The sequence below is a fragment of the Algoriphagus sp. CAU 1675 genome, from assembly GCF_029222925.1.
Taxonomy (GTDB): domain Bacteria; phylum Bacteroidota; class Bacteroidia; order Cytophagales; family Cyclobacteriaceae; genus Algoriphagus.
The window spans coordinates 21,149-44,273 of sequence record NZ_JARHUI010000003.1 but is presented as its reverse complement, the minus strand read 5'-3'; the positions used below and the strand labels follow the sequence as shown (position 1 = coordinate 44,273).

Annotated in this window: 15 protein-coding genes; 14 read left to right on the top strand and 1 reads right to left on the bottom strand. The window is 40.1% G+C overall.

Going from position 1 to position 23,125, the window contains the following annotated elements:
- Window position 1 precedes the first annotated feature (1 nt).
- The 12 genes from P2G54_RS07370 to P2G54_RS07315 all read left to right on the top strand — a co-directional run bounded on the left by P2G54_RS07370 (window position 2) and on the right by P2G54_RS07315 (window position 17,943).
- Window positions 2-1,309, top strand: coding sequence for an efflux RND transporter periplasmic adaptor subunit (locus tag P2G54_RS07370; protein ID WP_275869734.1), 1,308 nt, complete (start codon window positions 2-4; stop codon window positions 1,307-1,309).
- Window positions 1,310-1,485: 176 nt separating this feature from the next.
- A complete protein-coding gene (locus P2G54_RS07365; RefSeq protein ID WP_275869732.1) occupies window positions 1,486-2,961 on the top strand; it encodes an acyl-CoA synthetase in 1,476 nt (491 codons plus the stop codon).
- Between the two features lies 1 nt (window position 2,962).
- Window positions 2,963-3,319 (top strand): malonate transporter subunit MadL, encoded by a 357-nt coding sequence (locus tag P2G54_RS07360; RefSeq protein WP_275869730.1) that lies wholly within the window; start codon window positions 2,963-2,965, stop codon window positions 3,317-3,319.
- Between the two features lies 1 nt (window position 3,320).
- On the top strand, window positions 3,321-4,079 hold the full coding sequence (madM, locus tag P2G54_RS07355; RefSeq protein ID WP_275869728.1) for a malonate transporter subunit MadM: 759 nt from the start codon (window positions 3,321-3,323) through the stop codon (window positions 4,077-4,079).
- Between the two features lie 1,159 nt (window positions 4,080-5,238).
- On the top strand, window positions 5,239-6,159 hold the full coding sequence (locus P2G54_RS07350) for an EamA family transporter (RefSeq protein WP_275869727.1): 921 nt from the start codon (window positions 5,239-5,241) through the stop codon (window positions 6,157-6,159).
- Between the two features lie 79 nt (window positions 6,160-6,238).
- Window positions 6,239-6,805, top strand: coding sequence for an AraC family transcriptional regulator (locus tag P2G54_RS07345; protein WP_275869725.1), 567 nt, complete (start codon window positions 6,239-6,241; stop codon window positions 6,803-6,805).
- A gap of 332 nt (window positions 6,806-7,137) precedes the next feature.
- Window positions 7,138-10,356, top strand: coding sequence for a hypothetical protein (locus P2G54_RS07340; protein ID WP_275869723.1), 3,219 nt, complete (start codon window positions 7,138-7,140; stop codon window positions 10,354-10,356).
- Window positions 10,357-10,643: 287 nt separating this feature from the next.
- Complete coding sequence (locus P2G54_RS07335) at window positions 10,644-11,066, top strand: helix-turn-helix transcriptional regulator (protein ID WP_275869722.1); 423 nt, start codon at window positions 10,644-10,646, stop codon at window positions 11,064-11,066.
- Window positions 11,059-12,714 carry an Eco57I restriction-modification methylase domain-containing protein gene (locus tag P2G54_RS07330; protein WP_275869720.1) on the top strand — a complete coding sequence of 552 codons (1,656 nt, stop codon included), beginning with the start codon at window positions 11,059-11,061 and terminating at the stop codon, window positions 12,712-12,714. Before P2G54_RS07335 ends, P2G54_RS07330 begins: the two co-directional genes overlap by 8 nt.
- A gap of 1 nt (window position 12,715) precedes the next feature.
- Window positions 12,716-15,466, top strand: a complete 2,751-nt coding sequence (locus tag P2G54_RS07325; RefSeq protein WP_275869718.1) for a BpuSI family type II restriction endonuclease — start codon at window positions 12,716-12,718, stop codon at window positions 15,464-15,466.
- The gene (locus P2G54_RS07320; protein ID WP_275869717.1) at window positions 15,463-16,668 is read left to right on the top strand and encodes a DNA cytosine methyltransferase; all 1,206 of its coding nucleotides are present in this window, start codon (window positions 15,463-15,465) and stop codon (window positions 16,666-16,668) included. The genes P2G54_RS07325 and P2G54_RS07320 overlap by 4 nt, the downstream gene beginning before the upstream one ends.
- 345 nt (window positions 16,669-17,013) lie before the next feature.
- Window positions 17,014-17,943, top strand: a complete 930-nt coding sequence (locus P2G54_RS07315; protein ID WP_275869715.1) for a carboxypeptidase-like regulatory domain-containing protein — start codon at window positions 17,014-17,016, stop codon at window positions 17,941-17,943.
- 198 nt (window positions 17,944-18,141) lie between these two features.
- Here the strand turns inward: P2G54_RS07315 and P2G54_RS07310 are convergent, their stop codons facing one another.
- Window positions 18,142-19,611 (bottom strand): sulfatase, encoded by a 1,470-nt coding sequence (locus P2G54_RS07310; protein WP_275869714.1) that lies wholly within the window; start codon window positions 19,609-19,611, stop codon window positions 18,142-18,144.
- 877 nt (window positions 19,612-20,488) lie between these two features.
- Between P2G54_RS07310 and P2G54_RS07305 the strand changes: the two genes are divergently transcribed.
- Both P2G54_RS07305 and P2G54_RS07300 read left to right on the top strand, forming a co-directional pair.
- Window positions 20,489-22,756 (top strand): heavy metal translocating P-type ATPase, encoded by a 2,268-nt coding sequence (locus P2G54_RS07305; protein ID WP_275869712.1) that lies wholly within the window; start codon window positions 20,489-20,491, stop codon window positions 22,754-22,756.
- A gap of 32 nt (window positions 22,757-22,788) precedes the next feature.
- Entirely contained in the window at window positions 22,789-22,998 is a 210-nt protein-coding gene (locus P2G54_RS07300) for a heavy-metal-associated domain-containing protein (protein ID WP_275869711.1), read from the top strand.
- Window positions 22,999-23,125: the final 127 nt, after the last annotated feature.

The following is a 23,125-nucleotide window of genomic DNA, read 5'->3' as shown; positions in this document are numbered from 1 at the left end:
CATGGCCAATACGAAATCAAACAAAATTCTTTATTACCTGCTCGGAATTGTTGGGGCAGTGATACTTTTTGCAGTGATCGGTCGATCTGCAGGTTGGATCGGTGGAGAAAAAGAAACTCCTGTCGAGATTGCAAAAGTTGGAAGAAACCAGATCATTGAAAAAGTCAGTGCTTCCGGTGAAATCCAACCGGAAATTGAAGTAAAACTGAGCCCTGACGTTGCCGGGGAGATTATCGAACTCAATGTAGAGGAAGGAGACTCCGTGGAAGTCGGAAAACTTTTGGTGAAAATCAGACCTGACAACTTCATTTCTGCCCTGGACCGAAGCCGGGCCAACCTCAATCAGCAACAAGCCAATCTTGCTCAGGCAAAAGCAAGCTTACAGCGTGCCGAGGCGCAGTTTACCAGAAGTGAACTGGAATTCAACAGACAGAAAAAACTCTATGAGCAAAAGGCAATTTCTGATGCGGACTATGAGCAGGCCCAAGCCAATTATGTCACCGCACAGAAAGATCTGGAAGCAGCCAAGCAAAACGTAGTGGCCTCAGAATTCATCGTCAAGAGTTCCCAGGCTACCGTCAACGAGGCGGCTGAAAACCTCAGACTCACCAATGTTTATTCCCCGGTAAACGGAATTGTTTCCAACCTGTTGGTTGAAAAAGGAGAGCGTGTGGTAGGTACCCAACAAATGGCCGGTACCGAAATGATGACGATCGCGGATCTTTCTCTGATGGAAGTTCGGGTGGATGTCAACGAAAATGATATTGTAAGACTGAGCAAGGGAGACACCACCATCATCGATGTGGATGCCTATTCTTTCTCCGGAAAAAAATTCAAAGGAGTCGTGACCAGTATCGCTAATACAGCAAATGCCAAAGCCTCTGCTGACGCAGTGACGGAATTTGAAGTGAAAATCAGGATTTTGAACAGCTCTTATCAGGATTTGGTCGCTGAGGGCAACCGCTACCCGTTCCGACCTGGAATGACCGCATCCGTGGAAATCATGACGGATGCCAAAAACAACGTGCTTTCTGTTCCACTTTCAGCAGTTACCACCCGTGATAATAAATTGGATACATTGGAGGGAGGAACTACGCGGGCACAGGAGTTGGTTTTTGTCATGGACAACGGCACAGCCAAACTTAAAAAAATCAAGACCGGTATCTCTGACTTCCAAAACATCGAGGTCTTGGAAGGCTTGACCGAAGGGGAAGAAATCATTTCCGGACCTTACTTCATCGTGAGTAAAGAATTGAAAGACGGGGACAAAGTGAAGAAAACGGAAGCCCCAAAAGCCAAGACCAACTAATTTCGAGAATTCAAAAATTGGAATGCCCTGAACCAAAAATTCAGGGCATTTTTTATTCCCCCTATTTTTGGTCTATTCATTTAAACCCGCTTAACCGAATTTATTTGTCTACAATTGATCAATGGAAAGTATTTTAGACTTCGGTAGTTTATCTTTCCAAAAATTCTCAAACCACCATGCTCCAATTAGTTAACAAAGCCCAACAGTATGCTGAGAAAATAGCCATAGTAGACGGTTCCGGATCCTATACCTTTCAGCAGCTTCTTGACAAAAGCCAAGAAGTCGCCGCTTTTTTATTACAGGGACAAACTGATCTCAAGCAAAGCCGGGTTGCCTTCATGGTTTCCCCGGGTTTCAATTATACAGCTGTTCAATGGGGAATCTGGAGAGCTGGAGGAATTGCAGTTCCCCTCTGTATCACCTACCCTTTTCCTTCCTTGGAATATGTCATTGAGGATACCGGAGCGGAATTCATTCTAACCGGTCCTGAATACGGAGAAGTCTTAAGCCCCTATAAAAACCATTCTTCCAAAAAGCTGATTTCACTGGAAGAAATTAAAGCAACAGACTCCAGCACCCTGCCTGCTATTAAAACAGACCGGGGCGCCATGATCCTATATACTTCCGGGACCACTTCCCTACCCAAGGGCGTATTGACTACCCATGACAATATCCAAAATCAGGTGAGCACCTTGGTAAAAGCCTGGCAATGGTCTTCTGAGGATTATACCCTGGGTATTCTCCCACTCCATCATGTACATGGAATCATCAATGTCATGTCCTGTGCCCTGTGGGCAGGAGCTACCATAGAATTCCTCCATCCTTTTAGCGCTTCCCGGGTTTTTGAGATTTTCGAAGAGGGCAAGGTCAATGTATTTATGGCCGTTCCCACCATTTATTTCAAATTGATTTCCCAGTTTGAATCCTATCCTGAAGCACATAGAAAGGCCCTAACGGAAAGAATGCAGCGATTTAGGCTGATGGTTTCCGGATCTGCTGCCTTGCCGGTTTCAGTGATGGAAAAATGGAAAACCATTTCCGGGCATTATTTGCTGGAACGGTACGGAATGACCGAGATCGGAATGGCCATATCCAATCCCTATTCCGGAGAAAGAAAAGCAGGGCATATCGGCCAGCCTTTGCCCGGAGTTGAGGTACGACTGGTGGATGAAAACAACCAGGAAGTAGCCGCCGGTGAACCCGGGGAAATCCAGATCAAAGGCCCTTCGGTATTCAAGGAATATTGGGGCAAGGAAGAAGCCACTGCCAAGGCTTTTACAGAGGATGGCTGGTTCAAAACCGGAGACATCGCCCAGGTCGATGAGGGTTATTACCGGATTTTGGGTCGAGACTCAATCGACATCATCAAATCCGGAGGCTACAAAATCTCTGCTTTGGAGATTGAGGAAATTCTCAGAAAATACCCGGAAATCAAGGATTGTGGCGTAGTTGGGGTTCCTGATGAAGAATGGGGAGAAATCGTCGTGGCAGCTTTGGTAGCTGATTCGTCTTTGGACAGCAGTAAATTGAATGCTTGGCTACGGGAAAGAATGCCTGCGTACAAAACCCCTAGAAAATACATCTTCCTGGAAGATCTTCCCCGAAATGCCATGGGAAAAGTCACCAAAAACGAATTGAAAAAGCTGTTTTAAAATGATCTATGGACTCGCAGTTTTAGCCCTCTCCTTTCTGGCCGGACAATGGTTGGGAGAATTGGTGGGTTCCTGGCTGGGCATCAATGCCAACGTAGGAGGTGTGGGATTCGCCATGATTATTCTGATGCTGATTCAGGATAAGTTGGAGCGGAAAGGCTGGATGCGGGCCGATATGAAAATCGGGATTGATTTCTGGAACCGGCTTTACATTCCCGTAGTCATTGCCATGGCTTCAGTTCTGAACGTAAAATCAGCCCTCAGCTCGGGAAGCTTGGCCTTGGTTGCCGGGGTACTCCCTGTTTTTCTGGGTTTTGCGGTTTTTCCTTATCTGATCCGAACTTTTAAAAAAGACTGACATGGAAGAACTGCTCAAAATCATCAATAAAAACGGACTGATTGTAGCCTTTCTGGTAGTTGGCGCCCTGGCACTTTTTTCAGACCGCATCTCCAAACTGCTCTTTCGGGGAAGGATTCCCGGTTCGGCAATCGCCATTTTCCTGGCCTTGGCGTTGGGCTATATGGGAGGAGTTTTCACTGGAGGCACGAAAGGTCTGGCAGATATCCCGGTTTTAAATGGGCTTGCCACCTTAGGGGGTTCCATGTTTCGGGACTTTGCGATAGTCGCTACGGCAGCCGGAGCCAGTTTTCTCTTGATCCAGAGAAGCGGCTTGCTGGGATTTGTTTCCCTACTCATGGGAATTGTCGTGTTTTTTGTTTCCGGAGTACTCCTTGCACTGGCTTGGGGCTATACGGATGCGGTCAGCTTATGCACCATCGGAGCAGGAGCCTGTACCTACATCGTGGGACCCATCACCGGAGGAGCTTTGGGAGCTTCTTCGGAAGTAATTGCCTTGAGCATTGGAACGGGCGTAGTGAAAACCATTGCCGTCACCATTTTCACGCCCATGCTTGCCAAAAAGATAGGTCTGGACAATCCTGCTGCTGCCATGGCTTATGGCGGAGTAATGGGAACCTCCAGCGGAGTGGCTGCCGGACTGGCAGCAACCGATCCCAAATTGGTGCCTTATGGAGCAGTGACCGCTACATTTTACACCGGTCTGGGCTGCCTCCTCTGCCCTTCCCTGTTTTTCCTGGTACTTCAGCTTTTTTTCTAATAGGGGTATCCGCTTTCTTGCCAGTTTCTAGTTGAATAGAAAAAAACAGGATACATACCTGTGTCTTTTTTCTTACCGCAAAGGCGCAAAAAGCGCAAAGTATGGCGCAAAGAAAATGGCTCTATTGGTTATTTATACTTCTTTTCAGGCTCTAGGCCATACTGGGGAAATTATTACTACGAAACTTGAAAAACCAAAAACCAACCCTTGCGGACTTCTTTGTGTCCTTGGCGGCTTTGCGGTAAAAATGATATGCCATGGCTAGGTAAAAGGAAAAAACAGGATACATCCATGAGTCTTTTTTCTTAACGCAAAGGCGCAAAAATCGCAAAGTATGGCACAAAGAAAATGGCCCTATTGTCTCCTATAGGTTATTTATCCTTCTTTTCAGGCTCTAGGCCATACTGGGAAAATTATTATAACGAAACTTGAAAAACCAAAAACCAACCCTTTCGGACTTCTTTGTGTCCTTGGCGGCTTGGCGGTAAAAATGATATGCCATGGCTAGGTAAAAAGAAAAAACAGGATACATCCATGAGTCTTTTTTCTTACCGCAAAGGCGCAAAAAGCGCAAAGTATATCGCAAAGAAAATGGCTCTATTATCTCCTATAGGTTATTTATCCTTCTTTTCAGGCTCTAGGATATACTGGGGAAATTATTACAACGAAACTTGAAAAACCAACCCCTTGCGGACTTCTTTGTGTCCTTGGCGGCTTGGCGGTAAAAATGATATGCCATGGCTAGGTAAAAGGAAAAAACAGGATACATACCTGTGTCTTTTTTCTTACCGCAAAGGCGCAAAGTATAGCGCAAAGAAAATGGCTCTATTGTCTCCTATAGGTTATTTGCCTCTCTTTTCAGGCTCTAGGCCATACTGGAAAAATTAAAGACAACGAAACTTGAAAAACCAAAAATCAACCCTTGCGGACTTCTTTGTGTCCTTGGCGGCTTTGCGGTAAAAATGATATACCATGGCTAGTACTAGGTCAGTTTTAGCATACGAAATTTGACTAATGGCAGGATTGTGAACCATCCTATTTTCTAAAAACAGAAGCCAAGTTTCCCCTTCGAATTCCGAACTCAGCTATTATTTTTTCCCCGGGCAAACCAAGCTATGGGAAAGGCGATTAAATTCGCGGATTCTAACACCCACCACCCATGACAGCGCTCGCACATCCCAAAACATTTTCTGCCTTGGCTATGGCCTTATCTGCTGCCATATTTTGGGGAGTTTCGGGAACCTGCGCCCAGTTTCTTTTTGAACAAAAAGGCATAGATCCGGCCTGGCTGGTTGGATGCAGGTTGCTGATTGCAGGAATTCTACTCATTCTATTTTCCATCGCCAAAAGAGACCCGGATGTCGTCCGAATCTGGAAAAACCGAAAAGACCTGATCCAGTTGCTGATTTTCAGTATTCTCGGAATGGTGGCGGTACAGTTCACCTATTTCTACAGCATCAACCTATCCAATGCGGCTACTGCCACCGTGCTCCAGTACATTGGGCCTTTGTTTGTCGTGGCCTTCTATGCCATCAAACACAGAAGATGGCCTTTGGTTTTGGAATATGCCTCCCTTGGACTGGCGCTTTCCGGCACCTTTCTGTTGGTCACGCATGGAAGTTTCGAAGAACTGGTCATTTCCCAACAGGCACTTTTATGGGGGATTTTGTCTGCCATTTCACTGGCTTTTTACACCATTCACCCGGTTCAACTGCTCAAAAAATATTCCCCCGGAAGCGTGACCGGTTGGGCCATGCTCATCGGTGGTTTGGCTTTTTCATTTTATAGCAAACCCCTACAGATCAGCGGAACCTGGGATATGGAAACCTGGCTTGCTTTTGCCTACATCATCTTGATCGGAAGCATCCTGGCCTTTTACATTTTCCTGACCTCCATTACCATCATCGGAGCGACCACGGCCAGCTTGATGTGCTCTGTAGAACCCCTTGCCGCTGCTCTGGTAGCCGTTTTTTGGTTGGGCGTTTCCTTTCAGGCCATGGACTGGCTGGGTACCCTGTTCATTTTGATCACCATCATTTTGCTCACTTTGGGGACCAAAAAGAAAAAATCCCTCCTCTGAGCCCGGGTCTTGATTGGGTTTTGGGAATACAGGAACTTAATTTAGTATCCAGCACTTTTAATCCTAGATAAAGGCAGGTATGGAATCCAGGGAATTGTATATCAAAAACATGGTCTGTCCCCGCTGCATAGAAGCAGTGGCGGAGATTTTTGTCCATGAACATCTGGAAGCCCAAGTGGAATTGGGAAAAGTCAGCCTGACACTTTCCATTTCTGATGCAGAAAAGGAGAAACTAGGCCAACTGCTCAGGCAAAGAGGCTTCGAACTCCTGGAATCCGGAAAATCTGCCCTGATCTCCCAGATCAAAACCCTGATCATTGAGCTGGTGCATCATCAGGAAAACTCCATTCATGAGAACCTATCCACTTTTTTGTCCGAGAAGCTGAATCAGGAATATACAGGACTGAGCAAGTTGTTTTCGGGAGTAGAGGGTATCACCATCGAGCGCTATTATACCCGGCAAAAGATCGAGAAGGTAAAGGAATACCTTTTTTACGACGAACTCAGTCTTTCCGAGATCGCCTTCCGCATGGGCTATAGTTCCGTGGCCTATCTGAGTGCCCAGTTCAAGAAAGAAACCGGCATGACTCCCAGCGAATTCAAGAAGAACGGACAGGACAAGCGAAGAAGCCTGGACGGGATTTAAGTTTCCCTCCTGCCAAGGCGCAGAGCAGACAAAGTTTTTTTCTTTCCACTCCTAAATCCTTGGCTAATTAAAAACTAAAGACTATTTTCAGTCAGTTTTAAAACTGAGCAGGGACACCTCCCTGATTTTTGAAAAAAAATAAAAAGCATAAAAACCGTACATAGCCATCCATATTTGGAATATAGGTACGGAAAACCTGGACAAATAAATAAGTTGTATGCCATGCTAAAAAAGCCGACTACACAAATAGCACATTTGGTTTTTGCCAACACACTGGCACAAGCTGAAAAACCAAAAGAGCTATTTTTTGCCAACGCTAACAAGATATTGAAATGACGGACCGTCAATTGGAAATTCATAAAGGCCTAAGTTCAATAGGAACAGAGATTGCTGCTTTCTACCATGATGGCGTGACATTGTCCGAAATGGATTTGGATACTAAACCATACTTACTTGGCCATCTATCAAGGGAAATTGAAAGTGGATTGCGTGATGTGCTGACACCCAAAAGTCTTGAAGATATGGAACTTTGCGAAGCGTGCTCAAGACCATTAAATAGGAAGATAGGTCACAAGGAGTCTATCATCCATTCATTAGGCTTAGATGACGAAACCGAGTTTGTTAAGCAATGGTATAAAGTTGCAAAGCAATTCCCAAAATATGCCCATCGACATGGTGTATGGAAAGATCCTAGGGAAAAAGAAGCTTTTGACAATTTATGGCGCCAATTTGAAGATATTCTGGCATTCTTGGTTGGCAATTACTATGCAATTGCGGATCGTTTAGATGGTATCCTCAGAATGACTGAGCCTTCGAGAGAGGTTTTAAATGCTTTGCCAAATTTGCTTAAAGAGGATTCTAGGTTTTTATATTTTTTCAATGGCTTAAAACATCGACAATGGCTGTTATTTCTTGAAAAGGAAGAATATTTTGTTGGTTCGAAAAATCCGGAACCACTAGAGGCAGAAGATAATCCTGGATTTTATTCTATGCCTTATTGGGCTGTATTGACCTATCTTGAAGAAGTTGCAAGACAAAACTTAGAGAAACCAGATAAGGATACAACAGAGTCACTTGTTAGAATTATTGATAACATATCTCAATTTAGAGCTGAGGATGGGCAAAGAGTTGAGAATTATAAAACTGACTATGCTGTGTTCAAGCTTATTTGTACACTGCCTGAAGAATATCTAGATGACAGACATTTTGAATATATAAAAATTGGCCTCACGGGTAAATGGGACGGTTTAATAGGGCATAGTTTTAATGACCTTTTAGAAAGATTGATATCAATAGGAAATAAGGACCTATTGTTGAAAAGTATTGAAGTACTGCTAACTCATAGAGTTACTAGCGACACATTCGAAAAAGTACATTCAATATTTAGTAGCTATGAATTTCAAAGAATACTATCTGATTACAAGGAGAAGTTAATTCCTATTCTCGGAATAGATATTTTGAACATCAGCTTGCAAAAAATTATTGAAGTTATAGAGATTGATAAATCTTCTTTCAACAATATTTCAATTCCTGCAATTGAAAACCATGAACAAACTTCATTCACCGACAAGTATGATTGTCAATTAGTCTATCTTTTAAGAGACACACTTGAGAAATTAGATTCAAAGGAAGTAGCCAATACATTAAAGGAACTCCTTCTCAAAGAACATCCAATTTTTAGTCGGATTTCAATTCACACTATTCGCATTAGATATAATGAGTTTAAAGAGCTTTTCTGGGACCTAGATAACCCACTAGACCTAACACTTACCAAACATGAGGTTTATGAATTACTCAAAGAGCATTGCTCAAGTTTTTCTGCTAAAGAGATAGACCAAATAATTGATTGGATCAATTCAAAGGAATATTATATACCTGAAGAGTTTAAGGATGATCAAGATAAAATTGACCGGTCGATAGCATATCGAAAAAAAGAGTGGCTAACCTCCTTAATACCAAATGGCTCAAAAAAAGTTACAGACTTAATAAAGGAACTCGATAAGATCAATGATGCTGACGTTGAACATCCTGGATTTGATTCATGGCATTCAAGTCTTACTGGAACCATTTCGCCTCTCACAATGAATGAGATTGATGAAATGAACATGGAAGAAATAATCAGTTACTATCATGATTTCAATCAACAACATCATGATTTCGTGGGGCCATCAGTGGATGGGCTAATTGATATGCTTACTATGACAGTTCGGAAAAATCCAGAGAAGTATATCGTTGACTGTACGCCAATAGTTGAGGCTCCTTCACAAATACAATATTCTTGGATAAGAGGACTTGGTGAAAGTTGGAGAGATGAAAAAAAGAAGTTTGAATGTGCGAAAGTATTTAATGTCGTATTAGAAATAATTCAGAAAGAAGAGTTTTGGGCATCGCATAACTCTGATGACAACTATTGTCGCTGGTTTGTTTCAAGCCTAATTTCCTTTATTGAAAATGGTCTTCAAAACGATAATCATGCATTTAATCCTGAGGATCTTCCGATAGTCAAAGAGATTTTGTTCAATATTCTCAAAAATGATAATTACCCTGTTTTTGATCATTCAGATCTATCAATGACTGTGCTCAATAACTCGAAAGGAAAGATCTTTATGGCCCTATTTCAATATTCATTAAGATTGGCTCGCTTAGAAGGAAAAGAGAGTAATCGTTGGGATAATGATGTACAGGAGTTGATAACACAAAAAATTGAATCAAAAGATGATAATCCCCTACTCTTTTATGTAATCGGACAATTTTTACCAAATATCCACTACCTAGACGAAAATTGGATGATCCAAAATTTTAACAAACTATTTCCTTTGGACTCTAAAACCAATTGGTCGGCATCTATTAGTGGCTATTTCTTTCATCATAGACGGCCAAACAGAATACACTTCAAATTATTCATAGAAGGCTCTCATCTTCAGGAGGCCTTATCAAATGACCTTATAGTTGGTGAAGCAAAGAACAGCTTGATACAGCAGATTTGTACAGCTTATTTATACGAATTTGAATCTATTGTTATCGACAATGATATTATTCAAGCATTGATAAACTCAAAAAGCGAAAATGTTTTATCAAGTTTAATTTATTTCTTCTGGAGTCCTCGGTTTCCGTTTGAGAAAAGCGTCACATCCAAAATCAAACCGTTTTGGGTTGCACTTTACCACAAAGCAATCAAAATGGAGGATAAAGAACTTGACTCATATATTCTTTCAGGTTGTTGCAAGTGGTTAAATAGTGTTGAAGAAATAGATGATGAATTGTATGAAGTATTACTGAATTCTGCTGTTTACATAAATCAGCGAGATCGATATTCAATAATAGAGTCGCTATCAAAGCACATAAAGAATTGCTCTGAAAAAGTCGGAAACATTTTAATAGAAATATTCAAAAAAGAGGTGAGCTATGATATTTCAAGAGGAAAACTTCAAGAAATCGTAGAAGGTCTGTATGACAAGGGGTTAAAGGACATTGCAGATAAAATATGCCTTTTACACGGGGAGAAAGGGTTTCACTTTTTGAGAGATATTTATGATAAATATAATTCCTAACGCCGCCAACCATACACATTGGCAAGTCGCTCAAAACAGCCGCGCAAGCTAAAACTTGCCAAAGAGTATGGCTGTCCCAACGCTGACAGAAAGAAAATGAAAAAGCACGGGCATACAACATTGTGTATAAGCAATAGCGGGTTAAGTGCTAATTTGAAACGTAAAACTATAAGTCAAAGATCAGTGCTATCTGACAGTTTAGTGGGTTAAAATCCGCTACTGCTCATACACGGGACCGTTGTGCCTCATTGTAAAAAAGCCAACCCACATTCAAGCACATTTGGTTTTTGCCAACACGCAAAGCCCGAACTAAAAAACCAAAAGAGCTTGAATTTCACCCTCGCTCGACAAGAATATTATCGAATAATTTATTATTTTTGACCAAATTAGGACAAGTACAAATTAAGACAATGACGCTTGGGCAAAAAATAAGAGAACTGAGAGAAAATGCAGGACTTAAGCAACGAGAACTTGCATATCAACTTGGAATTGGTGAAGGATTTTTGAGCAAAGTAGAAAATGACCAAAAGCCACTGAAAAGAGACGACTTATCAAAGCTGAGCAAACTTTTCAAAACACCTATTGACGAGCTTGATTCTTTATGGTTAGCTAATAAAGTCTATTCAATTGTCAGAGACGAAGAATCGGCTTTAACAGCTTTGAAAGTTGCTGAGGAACAATTGAAATATAAAAACTTTAAAAATGCTTAATCAAGTCTGTGAACCATATAAAGAATTAGAAGAGGGTGCACAAACCTTTGAGGAGCAGTTGGAACTATTCTTTTCCCAGGATTTTGAGACTAAAACTAATAAACCTAAACAAGATGAAAATTTAGGACAGGTTTTTACGTCTGCAATTCTAGCCAAGTTTATGGTTGGTTTACTACGAGATGCTTTAAAGTCAAATTCTTCCATACTTGATCCTTGTATTGGCCCAAACACTTTTTTTAGTGCAATGACTGAAGACTTTGCATATTGTCATTTAAAAGGAATTGAAATTGACCTTAACCTAATCACTGAAGAAATAAACAGGTTTTACGAAAGGCCAAATAGAAATTTAATTAAGGGTAGTTTCTTTGACTTACCGGTTAGCGAAAAGTTCGACCTAGTTATCCAAAACCCGCCTTATGTAAGGCAAGAACTATTATCAGACGGTGCTAATTCAAAAGATAGAATCAGATACAACGAATCTTCTTTGTTATCAACTATTCCTTCAAAATCAAATTTATATATCTATTTTTTATTGAAGTCAATTTTACATTTAAAGGAAGACGGAGTAATGGTTGCCGTTATATATGACAGTTGGCTTTACAGTAGTTTTGGGAAATTTTTAAAAGAATCACTCCTTAAACTAGGACGTTTAGAAAGTATTTATCATTTCAAGAAAAGTGCTTTTGAAAATGTAGAAATAGGTGCTACTGTAATAAAATTTATAAAAGATAAGAGTCATAAGAAATCTATATCATATTATCCACTGACTGATTTGAACGATTTAAAAGCTTATAATGGCTTAAATACAAATTGTTTAAAACTTAAGCAGCAAGAATTATTGACTTATAGCTTCAACAATAACAGTATAATCAATTTCAAATCCAGCTTATTTAAAGAACTTAAAACAATTGTTTCTCAACCAATCCAAAGAGGAACATCGGCAGTAGTAAATAGCCATTTTATTTTCTCAAAAAATGAACTTCCTGAGCTAAAACCGATTGTCAAAGATGTTTCACAGATTAAAACCTACACTGTAAACCAAGAAAACGCTTATATCCTAGCAGTTAATGGGTCAATCTCTAATGAAACTAGACAATATTTAGAATCAGTCAAAAATGAAATTTTAAAAACCCCTGCCAAAAAGTTTATAGCTGTAAAAAGAGATATTCAAACTAAAAGAGATTGGTATAAAATCAATTTGAAAGCAACAGGCAATTTTATCTTCAATTATTATTTACGAAAAAATATTGATTTCATTTATAATCCAAATAAGTTTTTGGCTTCTGATAACTTTTATATTCTCAATATCAAGGATAATGAATTAGCTAATTTTTCAATTTTAAACTCATCTTTTACGAGATTAAATACACTTGGTAAATCAAGAAGTCAGGGAAATGGTTTAAGAAAAATACAGCTTTACGAGTTTAAAGAAGTAAAAATTATTGACTTTAATAAGCTTTCAGAACACAGCATTAAAAAATTAGAATTACTAGGAACAGAATTGATGTACGTGAGCAGGTATGAAAACGAACAAAAGCAGATAATTGAACAAATTGATTTAGTGTTGATTGACGCATACAATGAAAAAACCAGTTCATCATTAACAATTGATGATTTAAATAATGAGATAAAAGAATACTTGAATTAAAATGATAAACCTTTGGTATAACTCTGATGAAGTTACTGGATTTCATCCTGTCGTTGAAAATGCTATTAATAGTGCTATCGTAAATTGTGGCTATGATTCGGTGATGGAATTAGTTCATCATCCGTCTATTCCAAATAGTACAATCATTCCTGACTTTGCTATTAAGCTGAAATCTTCAAATAGATACATTTTTGTAATAGAAGTCAAAAAAACAGCTCGTGACGTTACGTCCCAAAGATTTCAAAACCAATCAAGGTCTTATGTTTCTGATTTCTCGCCATACTGGGAACCAAATTATCCAAAGTATTTTTGTCTGACGAATATTGAGGAGTTAATCTTATTTGCAGACAGGCAAGGACCTATTTCAACTTGCATCCTAAAGGGAAACCCAAAATCTCATACTCCATTTAACCCTCAAAATCGAGATGCAACGCAAACAAGCATTGAGTTTCAGGCAACATTTGAACAAATATTACCAATTATATATAATCGTACTCAGCCTGACTGGGATAATAATTGGCAGCCGATAATTGACACGTTTGTTCAAAATTATCAGAGTGTTAGTAATAGTTTACAACTAAACAAAGACTTAGCTGATGAAATTTCACTTTATGAGTTTTTCAGATTGTTGGCATTTGCTTACCTAAAAGATTATTATAATCAAACGAGTAATCCAAATCAAAGCTATTTCAGAACTTTTCCACTAGCTAATGACAATCTTCAAACATTCGTTACAAAACTAACCAATAATTACAACCGAGTAATACAGTTAGATTTCAATCAAGTTTTTTCGAATCACCCGAATTCAACAGATAGAATATTTCCTGAAAATTTCAGTTCATCGATTATTCAATACTTCAAAAATACTATCCAAGCTTTAAATAGCTATAGTTCTCAAGCGGTTTCCGACAACCCCTTGCCTGAGTATATTTTTAACCTATTGACTTCAAAAGTTTATGACAAAAATACACTTCATAAGAAAGGTAAAATTATGTCTGATACGGAGTTATCCATTTTATTGGCAACAGTTACAATCGAAAATGAAAACTCAACTGTAATTGATCCTTGTTCAGGTGATGGAGCTTTATTAGATGCTGCATACGACTACTTAAATATTTTGAGCCTTTCTAATACAATAACTAAATCTCATAATCAATTACTGAATCAAGTTAATGGAATTGAAATTGACCCATTTTTAGCTCAATTAGCTACTTTTCGGCTTGTTTCCAAAAATCTTTCTGGTGTAGACAGTTCCACCAATGCAAATATTATCACAGGGAATACTTTTGATAATCCAAATATCGCTAGCTATGATGTTTTATTGATGAATCCTCCTTTTTTAAGAAATGACAATCCTGACGCACCAATAACCATTGCTGATAAGGCTTTGATGAACAATGCAATAACAAACAACGGACAAACAAATTTCGTGACTCTTGCATCACAGCCGAATTTATATTTTTACTTCGCAAATTATTCTTGGCACTACTTAAACCCTCAAGGTAGAGCAGGATTAATTTTAATGGCTAAATTCTTAAACAATGAAGAAGGTGAACATTTAAAGCAATTCATTTTAGACAAAGTTGAATCTATAATTTTGTATCCAAGGAATTACTTCGAGGACTTCAAGGTAACAACTGTAATTACTGTTTTAAGTAAACAGCCGTCAACCCAAATTAAATTTTTAAGGATTATTGATTCCGACCTATTAGCTAGACCAAATGATATTAAATCAATTCTTTCCTCTTCAAATAATTCTTTAGTTACAGCAAATTACACATTAAAGGTAACAGATAGGAATATAGACCCTTCTGCAAATTGGAAAATGTTTTTCAATGACCCAGAAGAAAAATTTCAGACTTTGGATTCTCTTTCGTTCTTAGAACCACTAGACACCTTTTTTGTTAACAAAAGACGTGGAGGAGCAGAAAATAGTGGTGGTTCAAAAATTATTTTTCCTGATTTTACAAAATCGCCTTATTCGGGAATTTTAAATTCAAATAAGGGTTTTGGTATTAAAAACAGTAGAAGTGTTAGAAAATTAATCTTAGAACAAGCAAATTTAGAAGAAGAGCCTGCAATACATTTTCCAAGTCAATATGACGACAATTCGCCAAATGGGTTAAATCCTAGTCATCAAGCAGATGCTTCGCTTAACTCAATATTTAGCACAAATAATGCAACAGATTCAGACAAATGGAGGCAAATTGTAAATGCAGCATTTAGAAATAAGATTTCTTTTGATATTCTAATTCCTAGAGCCGAAAGAACTAAACATACTTGTTATTACAATCCCTTTTCTGCACCTGTAGTACTTTCTACTAATTTCTTTTATCTCTCTGGATTTCAAAATGGCAGTATCAATCCATCAATCTCGAGTTCGAGTCAAATCAAATTTATAACTGCATACCTTAATTCTTGCTTTGGTCAAATTCAATTTGAAATTCATTCAAATAATCAAGAGGGTTTAAGGAAATTGGAAGGTTTTCACATTAATGAACTCAAAGTACCTAACATAAGACTGCTTTCAAAAGCTGAAATAGATTCTGTTGTTTCTGCTTTTGAAAATCTTAACAATTTAAGTGTAGCAGTAAGCGGAGACGAAGGATTAACAACACCAAGAAGATTATTGGATGAAGAGATTTCGAAAATTATTTTTTCCAAGAATAATTTAGGATTCAATTCAAGCATTGAGCTGACAAACTTCTTTGAACTCTTTTTAGCAGACCTAGTAGAAGACAGAAGAATATGAAAAAGAACAAGATTAAAGTAATAGGCTTATTCTCAGGATGTGGCGGTTTAGATTTAGGATTTAAACAGGCTGGCTATGAATTAATATGGGCAAATGACATTTTGAAAGATGCCTGTGATACTTACAGATTGAACATTGGAGACCATATAATAAATGAAGATATTACAAAAATTAATTTAGATACAATCCCAAATGCTGACATTATAATTGGTGGCCCACCTTGTCAAGGCTTTTCAGGAATTGGCAAACGAGACCCTAATGATAATAGATCAGCCTTAGTGTATTCTTACTTAGATGTTGTTAATAAAGTTCAACCAAAAATATTTCTTTTCGAGAATGTTACAGGAATTAAATCCTCTAAAGCAGTTGATGGCTCAAAGGTAATTGACAACTTGAAAAAAGCATTTGAGGACATTGGGTATCACATAAATATTTACACACTAAATGCTGCTGATTACGGTGTTCCACAAAGAAGAAAAAGAGTATTTATTATTGGTAACAAAATAGGAGTTGATATTTCAGCTCCACCGCAAACCCATTTTGAGAAGAAAGAAGGAAAAAGAAAATGGATTTCTTCTTTTGAAGCAATATCTGATTTGGATTCTCCGTCAGAAAATGGAGAAACAAAATATAAACACTACCCAAAAAATGAATATCAAAAGTTGATGCGAAAAAATGCTGACAAAACAACTTTACATATAGTACCTTATTCTAGCCCAACAGACAAAGAAATTATTAGCCACGTTAAACCAGGTGGTAATTATATGGATATTCCTGATAGTGTTTCAACAAAAAGAATTATGTATTTCAAGAGCACAGGAGGAAGAACTACAACTTATGGAAGACTTGATCCTGAAATGCCAAATTACACTATTAACACTCACTTCAATCGTCCAAATATTGGTTGTAACATCCATTACGAAGAAGATAGAATGATTACTATTCGAGAGGGATTAAGATTTCAATCATTCCCTGATGATTTTCAACTGGTTTCAAAAACACAAAGAAATTATTATGTACAAGTTGGAAATGCAGTTCCTCCATTACTATCAAAAGCTTGGGCTGAACATTTATTAACGTATTTAGAAGATATCCCTTCACCTAAAGCCATACACATTGCCAAGTCGCTAGAAAGCCAACCGCACAAGCCAAAACTTGTCAAAGAGTATGTCTTTTCCAACGCAGAAAACGATACTGAATGAAAAACAACGAAGGCACAACATTGTGTATAAGCAATAGCGGGTTAAGTGCTACTTTGAAACATAAAACTATAAATCAAAGGTCGGTACTATCTGATAGTTTAGTGGGTTAAAATCCGCTACTGCTCATACACGCCACCGTAATCCCTTTAAAGAAACGATATGATTACAGTTCAGCATAGATTTTTAGTCCACCAAATAAACCCAAAAACAGAAACGCTGATAATCGGAAACGTTAATCCCCCAGCTGAGCGTAGTAGAAACATAAATGTGACTAAGCGTAGTCCTCGACAATTTTCGGGAACCTCTTCCCCTTTCTATTTTTGAAATATGCATTTCCGCTTCCCCTTGAAAAGAACAATAAGCCTCCTGTTTTTTCTACTATCAGCATCAATTTGTATTGCTCAAGTTGAAGTCAAGGGAACGATAATATCCAATGAAGATGGTTTAGGAATACCCAGTGCAAAAATTCTTGAACTGGGAACCAAAAATGAAACACTTTCCGACTTGGAAGGAAACTTCCATTTAACAGTAAGTAATCCAAATGCTACACTTGAAATCTCCTTTATTGGCTTCATCACAAAAAAAATTGAATTAAAAGGTCAAAACTCAATTTCAGTTACTTTAAAACCAGATTGTAACATTGATTTCTTTGATTCACAGAGCATCAGTATTTACTCATTAGTTGGAATCAACTACAATCCAATTGGAGGGCAGATTGATTTTGCTTTCCCTAACTTCAGCAAAGGAACATTGATACCTGGTATTGCTTTTCAATCTAACCTTAAGGGCAACCACTTCCTTAATGGGAAGCTTGAATACAAGCATTTCATTTTTAATTGTGATTTTGATCTTGACCTGAATTGGTATCACAGAAGAGTGAATTTTAACGATTTCAATTCGGTCACCAATTCATTCGAAACCAGTTTCAACTATGGGAATTTTAGATTGACAGCTGGATACAGCAATCTTAACTTTAGTAACCTGGTATCTGATGCAACTCAAAATTTCTCAGCTCCAGTTGTGGGTGTTGGAACTTGGATAAACACCAAACCTGTGAGAACATTAATAAGTGGAAAAGTAGCACTCTATGGAACTCGAAAAGAAGTTATAACACAGGCTACATTTTACACCAAGTATTTTGAGCTCTTTGTGAATTACTACGATCTAGACTCCTTCTCCCAACTTACAATTGGAATAGGAAAGACATTTGGGTATTTGAATAAATCTCAAAAACAATTTAGACAGCAACAGAACAATCTTAAATCCCCCAGCTGAACGTAGCAGAAACATAAATGTGACTAAGCCTAATCCTCAACAAGTGTCGGGAGTAGCTACGCTTTGCTAAAGGAATTTGCAATTCCCCTTTGCGCAAGCTTTGCGTCCTCTGCGTCTTTGCGTTGAAAAAAACACACTTGCTGAGCTCCTGTACTGAGCAATCTGCAATTCCTTCCTTTCCAGAGATTTTTCCAAGAATCACCTATTGATCAGGAGATAGTTCTCATTCCTTAAGCTGTCTCGATTATCATAGAGGTAGTTCCACTGTGTCATATAATCATCGGCCGGCAGAAATTCATCCTTTGTTTGCCTCAGCTTGGCTTTTAGCACCTTTTCCATCCTGTCCTGAAGATTTTTGAACTGGGCTCTACCCACTAGATTCTGTTGTTGGAAAGGATCTTCCTGATTGTCATATAAAAGCCAAGGCCCCTTCAAATCTTTGACATAGGTGTATCTATCTGTTCTGATACCCCGGAATTCCCTCCCTCCATTCATAAACTGCCATTCATGAAATGGAACGGGTAACATGATCAGGGCTCCCTCACTGGAAATGTCCTTGCCTTCGACCAAAGGCTTTGAAAAGTCCGTTCCTTCAACGGTTTTCGGTACTTTGATCCCACTGAGTCCAAGCAAAGTTGGCAATAGATCCGGTGTGTTGATGGGGCCCTTGATCTTTCGGGGCTTGGCCAGTTTTTCCGGATATCGAATCAGCATCGGAACTTTGATAGACTCATCGTAAGGACGCTGTTTTCTCAAGACCCCCTTGGAAAACAGCATATCCCCATGCTCTGAAGTAAAAACGATAATCGTGTGATCCGATAGGCCTTCCTTTTCTACCGCTGCCAAAAGATCGCCCATAGCCTTGTCCAATGCGGTGATATGGGCATAATAATCGGCGATGATTTGCCTGGCACTATCCTGGAATTCTTCCGGTACGTTTTCCCTGAGTGTAATCTTTGCGGGGTCATAGAGCTTCCTGTATTCCTCAGGGGCGGTATGGTAAGGATTATGGGGCGGTCCCCATGACAACATGATCAAAAATGGATTTTCCCTGTTTTTTCTGATGTAGGAGATGGCACTGTCTGTCTGGGAAAAGGCGTCATACCCTGTCCAAACCTGTTTCTGATCATTCTCGTCAAAATAAAAGGAGTTGTTATAATCGTGGGTTACTTCCCTTACCTTCCAATAGTCAAATCCCTGTCTGCGATCTTTTGGAACCGGCTTGTCCCTTGCACTGAATGGATGCTCTTCTCTTCCATGTCCATTCAAATGCCACTTCCCGATATATCCGGTCTTGTAACCCTTTTCCTTATATATCTCAGCAAGCGTCAGGGCTTCATTGGGAAGAGGTTTGTCATTGTAAAACACCCCGTTTGTCAGGGGATACTGTCCTGTTAAAAAGCTGGCCCTCCAGGGTGCACACACCGCCATGACCGTCACGGCATTTTCAAAAACCAGGCTCTCTTGTGCCAACCTGTCCAAATTTGGAGTGATGACATCTTGGTTTCCCATATAACCCACCGCATCCGACCTCCATTGATCGGCAAGTACGAAAATAAGGTTGGGAGGTGTCGACTCGCTCGACGGGTTCTCTGACTTTATAGATTTAAATCCCCAAATTGAGAGTACTAGTCCTATCAGAAGTGGAAGCTTAAAATCTTTAGACATATTTTTTAACATGGTAGGACTTGAATTGATACCTGGTTCATTTAGTGATAAGAAGCCGGTTGAGACAGTGGTTCTTAACCGAAAAAATGGAGCTCTAGTCAAATCCATCATTTTGGAAAAACGGTCTATTCCGAGCCATTTAATTTTCGTTTTACTCCGCCATATTCCGTCCTGCACTATGGGGGTTGACACTACGATTCCCCTCTCCCACTTAGCGTAGTCCTAGCCAAATTCCGGAAGTAGCTACGTCTTTCTTTTTAAAGGAATTTGCAATTCCTCCCTTTGCGCAAGCTTTGCGTTCTCTGCGCCTTTGCGGTTAGAAAAATTCTGCTTAATGAGCCCTTGTGCTGAGCTTGTCGAAACATGTCGATCCACAAAATCTTTAAAATCTTACCCCAATTCTCCCCTACATTCCGGAGCTCCCCTAAAATGTCCCTTGGATAATTTCCTCACAGTCAAAAGCATATGCTTACTTAGGGTTTTTATAGGGTTTATTTAGGGTATATTAGGGTTTTACTTATTTTATTATTATATAAAGGCTATAGAAAACTTATATAAAATCAGCAGCCACTGCACATTTACTGACTGGAATCCCTGCCTCTTCCCCTAATAAGTGTAGTATATGTTTGATTTATAAAACTGGAGTGACTAAGCGCAGTATCCAACAATTGTCGGGAGTAGCTAGGCTTTACTTTTGAAGGATTTGCAATTCCCCTTTGAGCAAGCTTTGCGTACTCTGCGCCTTTGCGTTGAAAAAAATCCCTTACGAAGTCTTGGACCGAGTCTACCGAATCCAAAATCTTATAAATCTTACCCATAATTCTATAAGACTTTCCAGCTGATTACTTCCCAATTTTGTAACGTAATCTTTTATCCCATGGAAACAGCTGATCAAGTTCTCAAAACCCATAAAGAAACCTTCCCGGTAACCGGAATGACCTGTGCCGCCTGTGCCTCCAGCGTGGAGACTATTTTGCAGTACACGGATGGGGTGAAATCCGCTGCGGTGAATTTTGCCACCAATACCGTACAGGTGGAATACGATGAGACCACCAGCCCCGAAAAGCTCAACGAAGCCCTGACGGATATAGGCTATGGATTGGTGATCAGTGCCAAAAATGTCCAGGAAAGCGTTCAGGAGGAACAGGAAAAGAAATACCAGGCCGTAAAGAGACAGACCATTGGGGCAGCTTTGTTGACCTTGCCGGTTTTCATTTTGGGCATGTTCCTGATGGACTGGGAACCCGGAAAATGGATCAGCATGGGACTCGCCCTTCCGGTTTTGTTCTTCTTTGGAAGGAACTTCTACATCCATGCCTGGAAGCAGGCCCGGCACGGCAAAGCCAATATGGATACGCTGGTGGCACTGAGCACCGGAATTGCCTTTATTTTCTCGGTTTTCAATACGGTTTTCCCGGAGTTTTGGCATCAGCGGGGCATTCACCCCCATGTGTACTTTGAGGCAGCCACAGTGATTATTGTCTTTATTTCCTTCGGAAAAATGCTGGAAGAAAAAGCCAAATCGCAAACCGGTACTGCCCTGAAAAAACTAATGGGTTTGCAACCCAAGACCCTGACCAGGATCGAAGACGGCAAAGACCGGGAGATCAAAATCGAAGAAGTACAGGTTGGGGATAGAATCCGGATCAAACCGGGAGAGAAAATTCCGGTGGACGGAAAAGTCCTGGAAGGCAGTTCCTATCTGGACGAGAGCATGATCAGCGGAGAGCCTGTCCCTGTGGAAAAGAAATCCGGGGATGCGGTTTTTGCAGGAACCATCAATCAAAAAGGCAGTCTGGAAATCCAAGCTGAAAAAGTGGGAGCTTCTACCCTACTTTCCCAGATCATCCAACGGGTGCAGGAAGCTCAGGGAAGCAAGGCACCCGTGCAGAAGCTGGTGGATAAAATTGCCGGGATTTTTGTTCCGGTCGTGATGGGTATAGCCATAGTGACTTTTGGCATTTGGATGATGTATGGAGGTGAAAATGCGTTTTCTCATGCCTTATTGGCTGCCGTTTCGGTTTTGGTCATCGCCTGCCCCTGTGCCCTGGGTTTGGCTACGCCTACAGCCATTATGGTGGGCGTGGGCAAAGGGGCTGAGAACAACATCCTGATCCGGGATGCAGAAAGTCTGGAATTGGGACACAAGGTCAATGCCATCATTCTGGATAAAACGGGGACGATTACCGAAGGAAAGCCGACTGTGAGCAGTATACAGTGGGCAGTGGGCAATGTTGAGTCGTCATTGCGAGCGACGGAGGAGCGTGGCAATCTTTCTGATTTCGAAAAAATATTACTGGCTTTGGAAAGCAAATCCGAACATCCACTGGCTGAGGCGGTTGTGAAGTATTTGAAAAAGGAACAGGTGGAAGCAGCTGGCCTGGATCATTTCGAAAGCATCACGGCCCGAGGGGTGAAAGGAGAAAAAGAGGGTAAAAGTTATTTTGCAGGGAATCTCAAATTGCTTCAGGAGAACGGGATTTCCATTCCTGCTGATTTGAAAGACACTGCAAAAACCTGGACAGAACAGGCACAGACGGTGATTTGGTTTGCCGATCAGAACCAAGCCTTGGCTATCTTGGGCATTCAGGATCAGATTAAACCCAGTTCAAAGTCTGCGATTTCCAAACTCCAAAAATCCGGGGTGGAAGTGTATATGTTGACGGGAGACAATCAGCAAACAGCCTCAGCCGTAGCCAAGGAAGTTGGAGTCAAGGAATTTCAGGCAGAAGTGATGCCTTCCGATAAGTCCGAGTTTGTCAAAAAGCTTCAGGAAAAAGGCAAAGTAGTCGCCATGGTTGGGGACGGAATCAACGATTCTGAAGCTTTGGCTCAGGCGGATGTCAGCATTGCCATGGGGCATGGATCGGATATCGCCATGGATGTGGCAAAAATCACCCTGATCACTTCCGATTTGGAGAAAATCCCCCAGGCTTTCCATTTGTCCCACCTGACGGTAAATGGGATCAAACAAAACCTGTTTTGGGCCTTTATTTACAATTTGATCGGGATTCCCATTGCAGCAGGGATACTTTATCCAATCAATGGGTTCCTCCTGGATCCCATGATTGCAGGTGCGGCAATGGCATTCAGTTCGGTCTCTGTGGTCATGAACAGCCTTAGACTTAAATCACGAAAACTATAAAAACAGAACCTTCCAAATATTAATTTAACACAATGAAAACGCTAAAATTCAAAACCAACATCAACTGCGGCAACTGCCTGGCCAAGGTCACTCCCAAGCTCAATGAGCAATCGGATATTGAATCCTGGGAGGTGGATCTTCAGGATCCGGACAGAACCCTTACTGTAAACACCGAAAACCTGGAACCAGAAGACATCAAAAAAGCGGTGCTCAAGGCCGGATTTATCGCGAATCCGAAATAAAACGGTATCATGCCTACGGCATTTTCCGGAAACCTTCAATCATATTTTCAACCCTTTTGCCTAAAAGGCTACAGAACTAACGTGCCTAAAGGCACTTTGGCCCCCTGAAAATCCAAGAGGAACGTAA

Bases quoted from the DNA above. Each gene is read 5' to 3' on its own strand.
- P2G54_RS07370 (WP_275869734.1), top strand. From the start codon at position 2: ATGGCCAATACGAAATCAAACAAAATTCTTTATTACCTGCTCGGAATT.
- P2G54_RS07365 (WP_275869732.1), top strand. From the start codon at position 1,486: ATGCTCCAATTAGTTAACAAAGCCCAACAGTATGCTGAGAAAATAGCC.
- P2G54_RS07360 (WP_275869730.1), top strand. From the start codon at position 2,963: ATGATCTATGGACTCGCAGTTTTAGCCCTCTCCTTTCTGGCCGGACAA.
- madM (WP_275869728.1), top strand. From the start codon at position 3,321: ATGGAAGAACTGCTCAAAATCATCAATAAAAACGGACTGATTGTAGCC.
- P2G54_RS07350 (WP_275869727.1), top strand. From the start codon at position 5,239: ATGACAGCGCTCGCACATCCCAAAACATTTTCTGCCTTGGCTATGGCC.
- P2G54_RS07345 (WP_275869725.1), top strand. From the start codon at position 6,239: ATGGAATCCAGGGAATTGTATATCAAAAACATGGTCTGTCCCCGCTGC.
- P2G54_RS07340 (WP_275869723.1), top strand. From the start codon at position 7,138: ATGACGGACCGTCAATTGGAAATTCATAAAGGCCTAAGTTCAATAGGA.
- P2G54_RS07330 (WP_275869720.1), top strand. From the start codon at position 11,059: ATGCTTAATCAAGTCTGTGAACCATATAAAGAATTAGAAGAGGGTGCA.
- P2G54_RS07325 (WP_275869718.1), top strand. From the start codon at position 12,716: ATGATAAACCTTTGGTATAACTCTGATGAAGTTACTGGATTTCATCCT.
- P2G54_RS07320 (WP_275869717.1), top strand. From the start codon at position 15,463: ATGAAAAAGAACAAGATTAAAGTAATAGGCTTATTCTCAGGATGTGGC.
- P2G54_RS07310 (WP_275869714.1), bottom strand. From the start codon at position 19,611: ATGTCTAAAGATTTTAAGCTTCCACTTCTGATAGGACTAGTACTCTCA.
- P2G54_RS07305 (WP_275869712.1), top strand. From the start codon at position 20,489: ATGGAAACAGCTGATCAAGTTCTCAAAACCCATAAAGAAACCTTCCCG.
- P2G54_RS07300 (WP_275869711.1), top strand. From the start codon at position 22,789: ATGAAAACGCTAAAATTCAAAACCAACATCAACTGCGGCAACTGCCTG.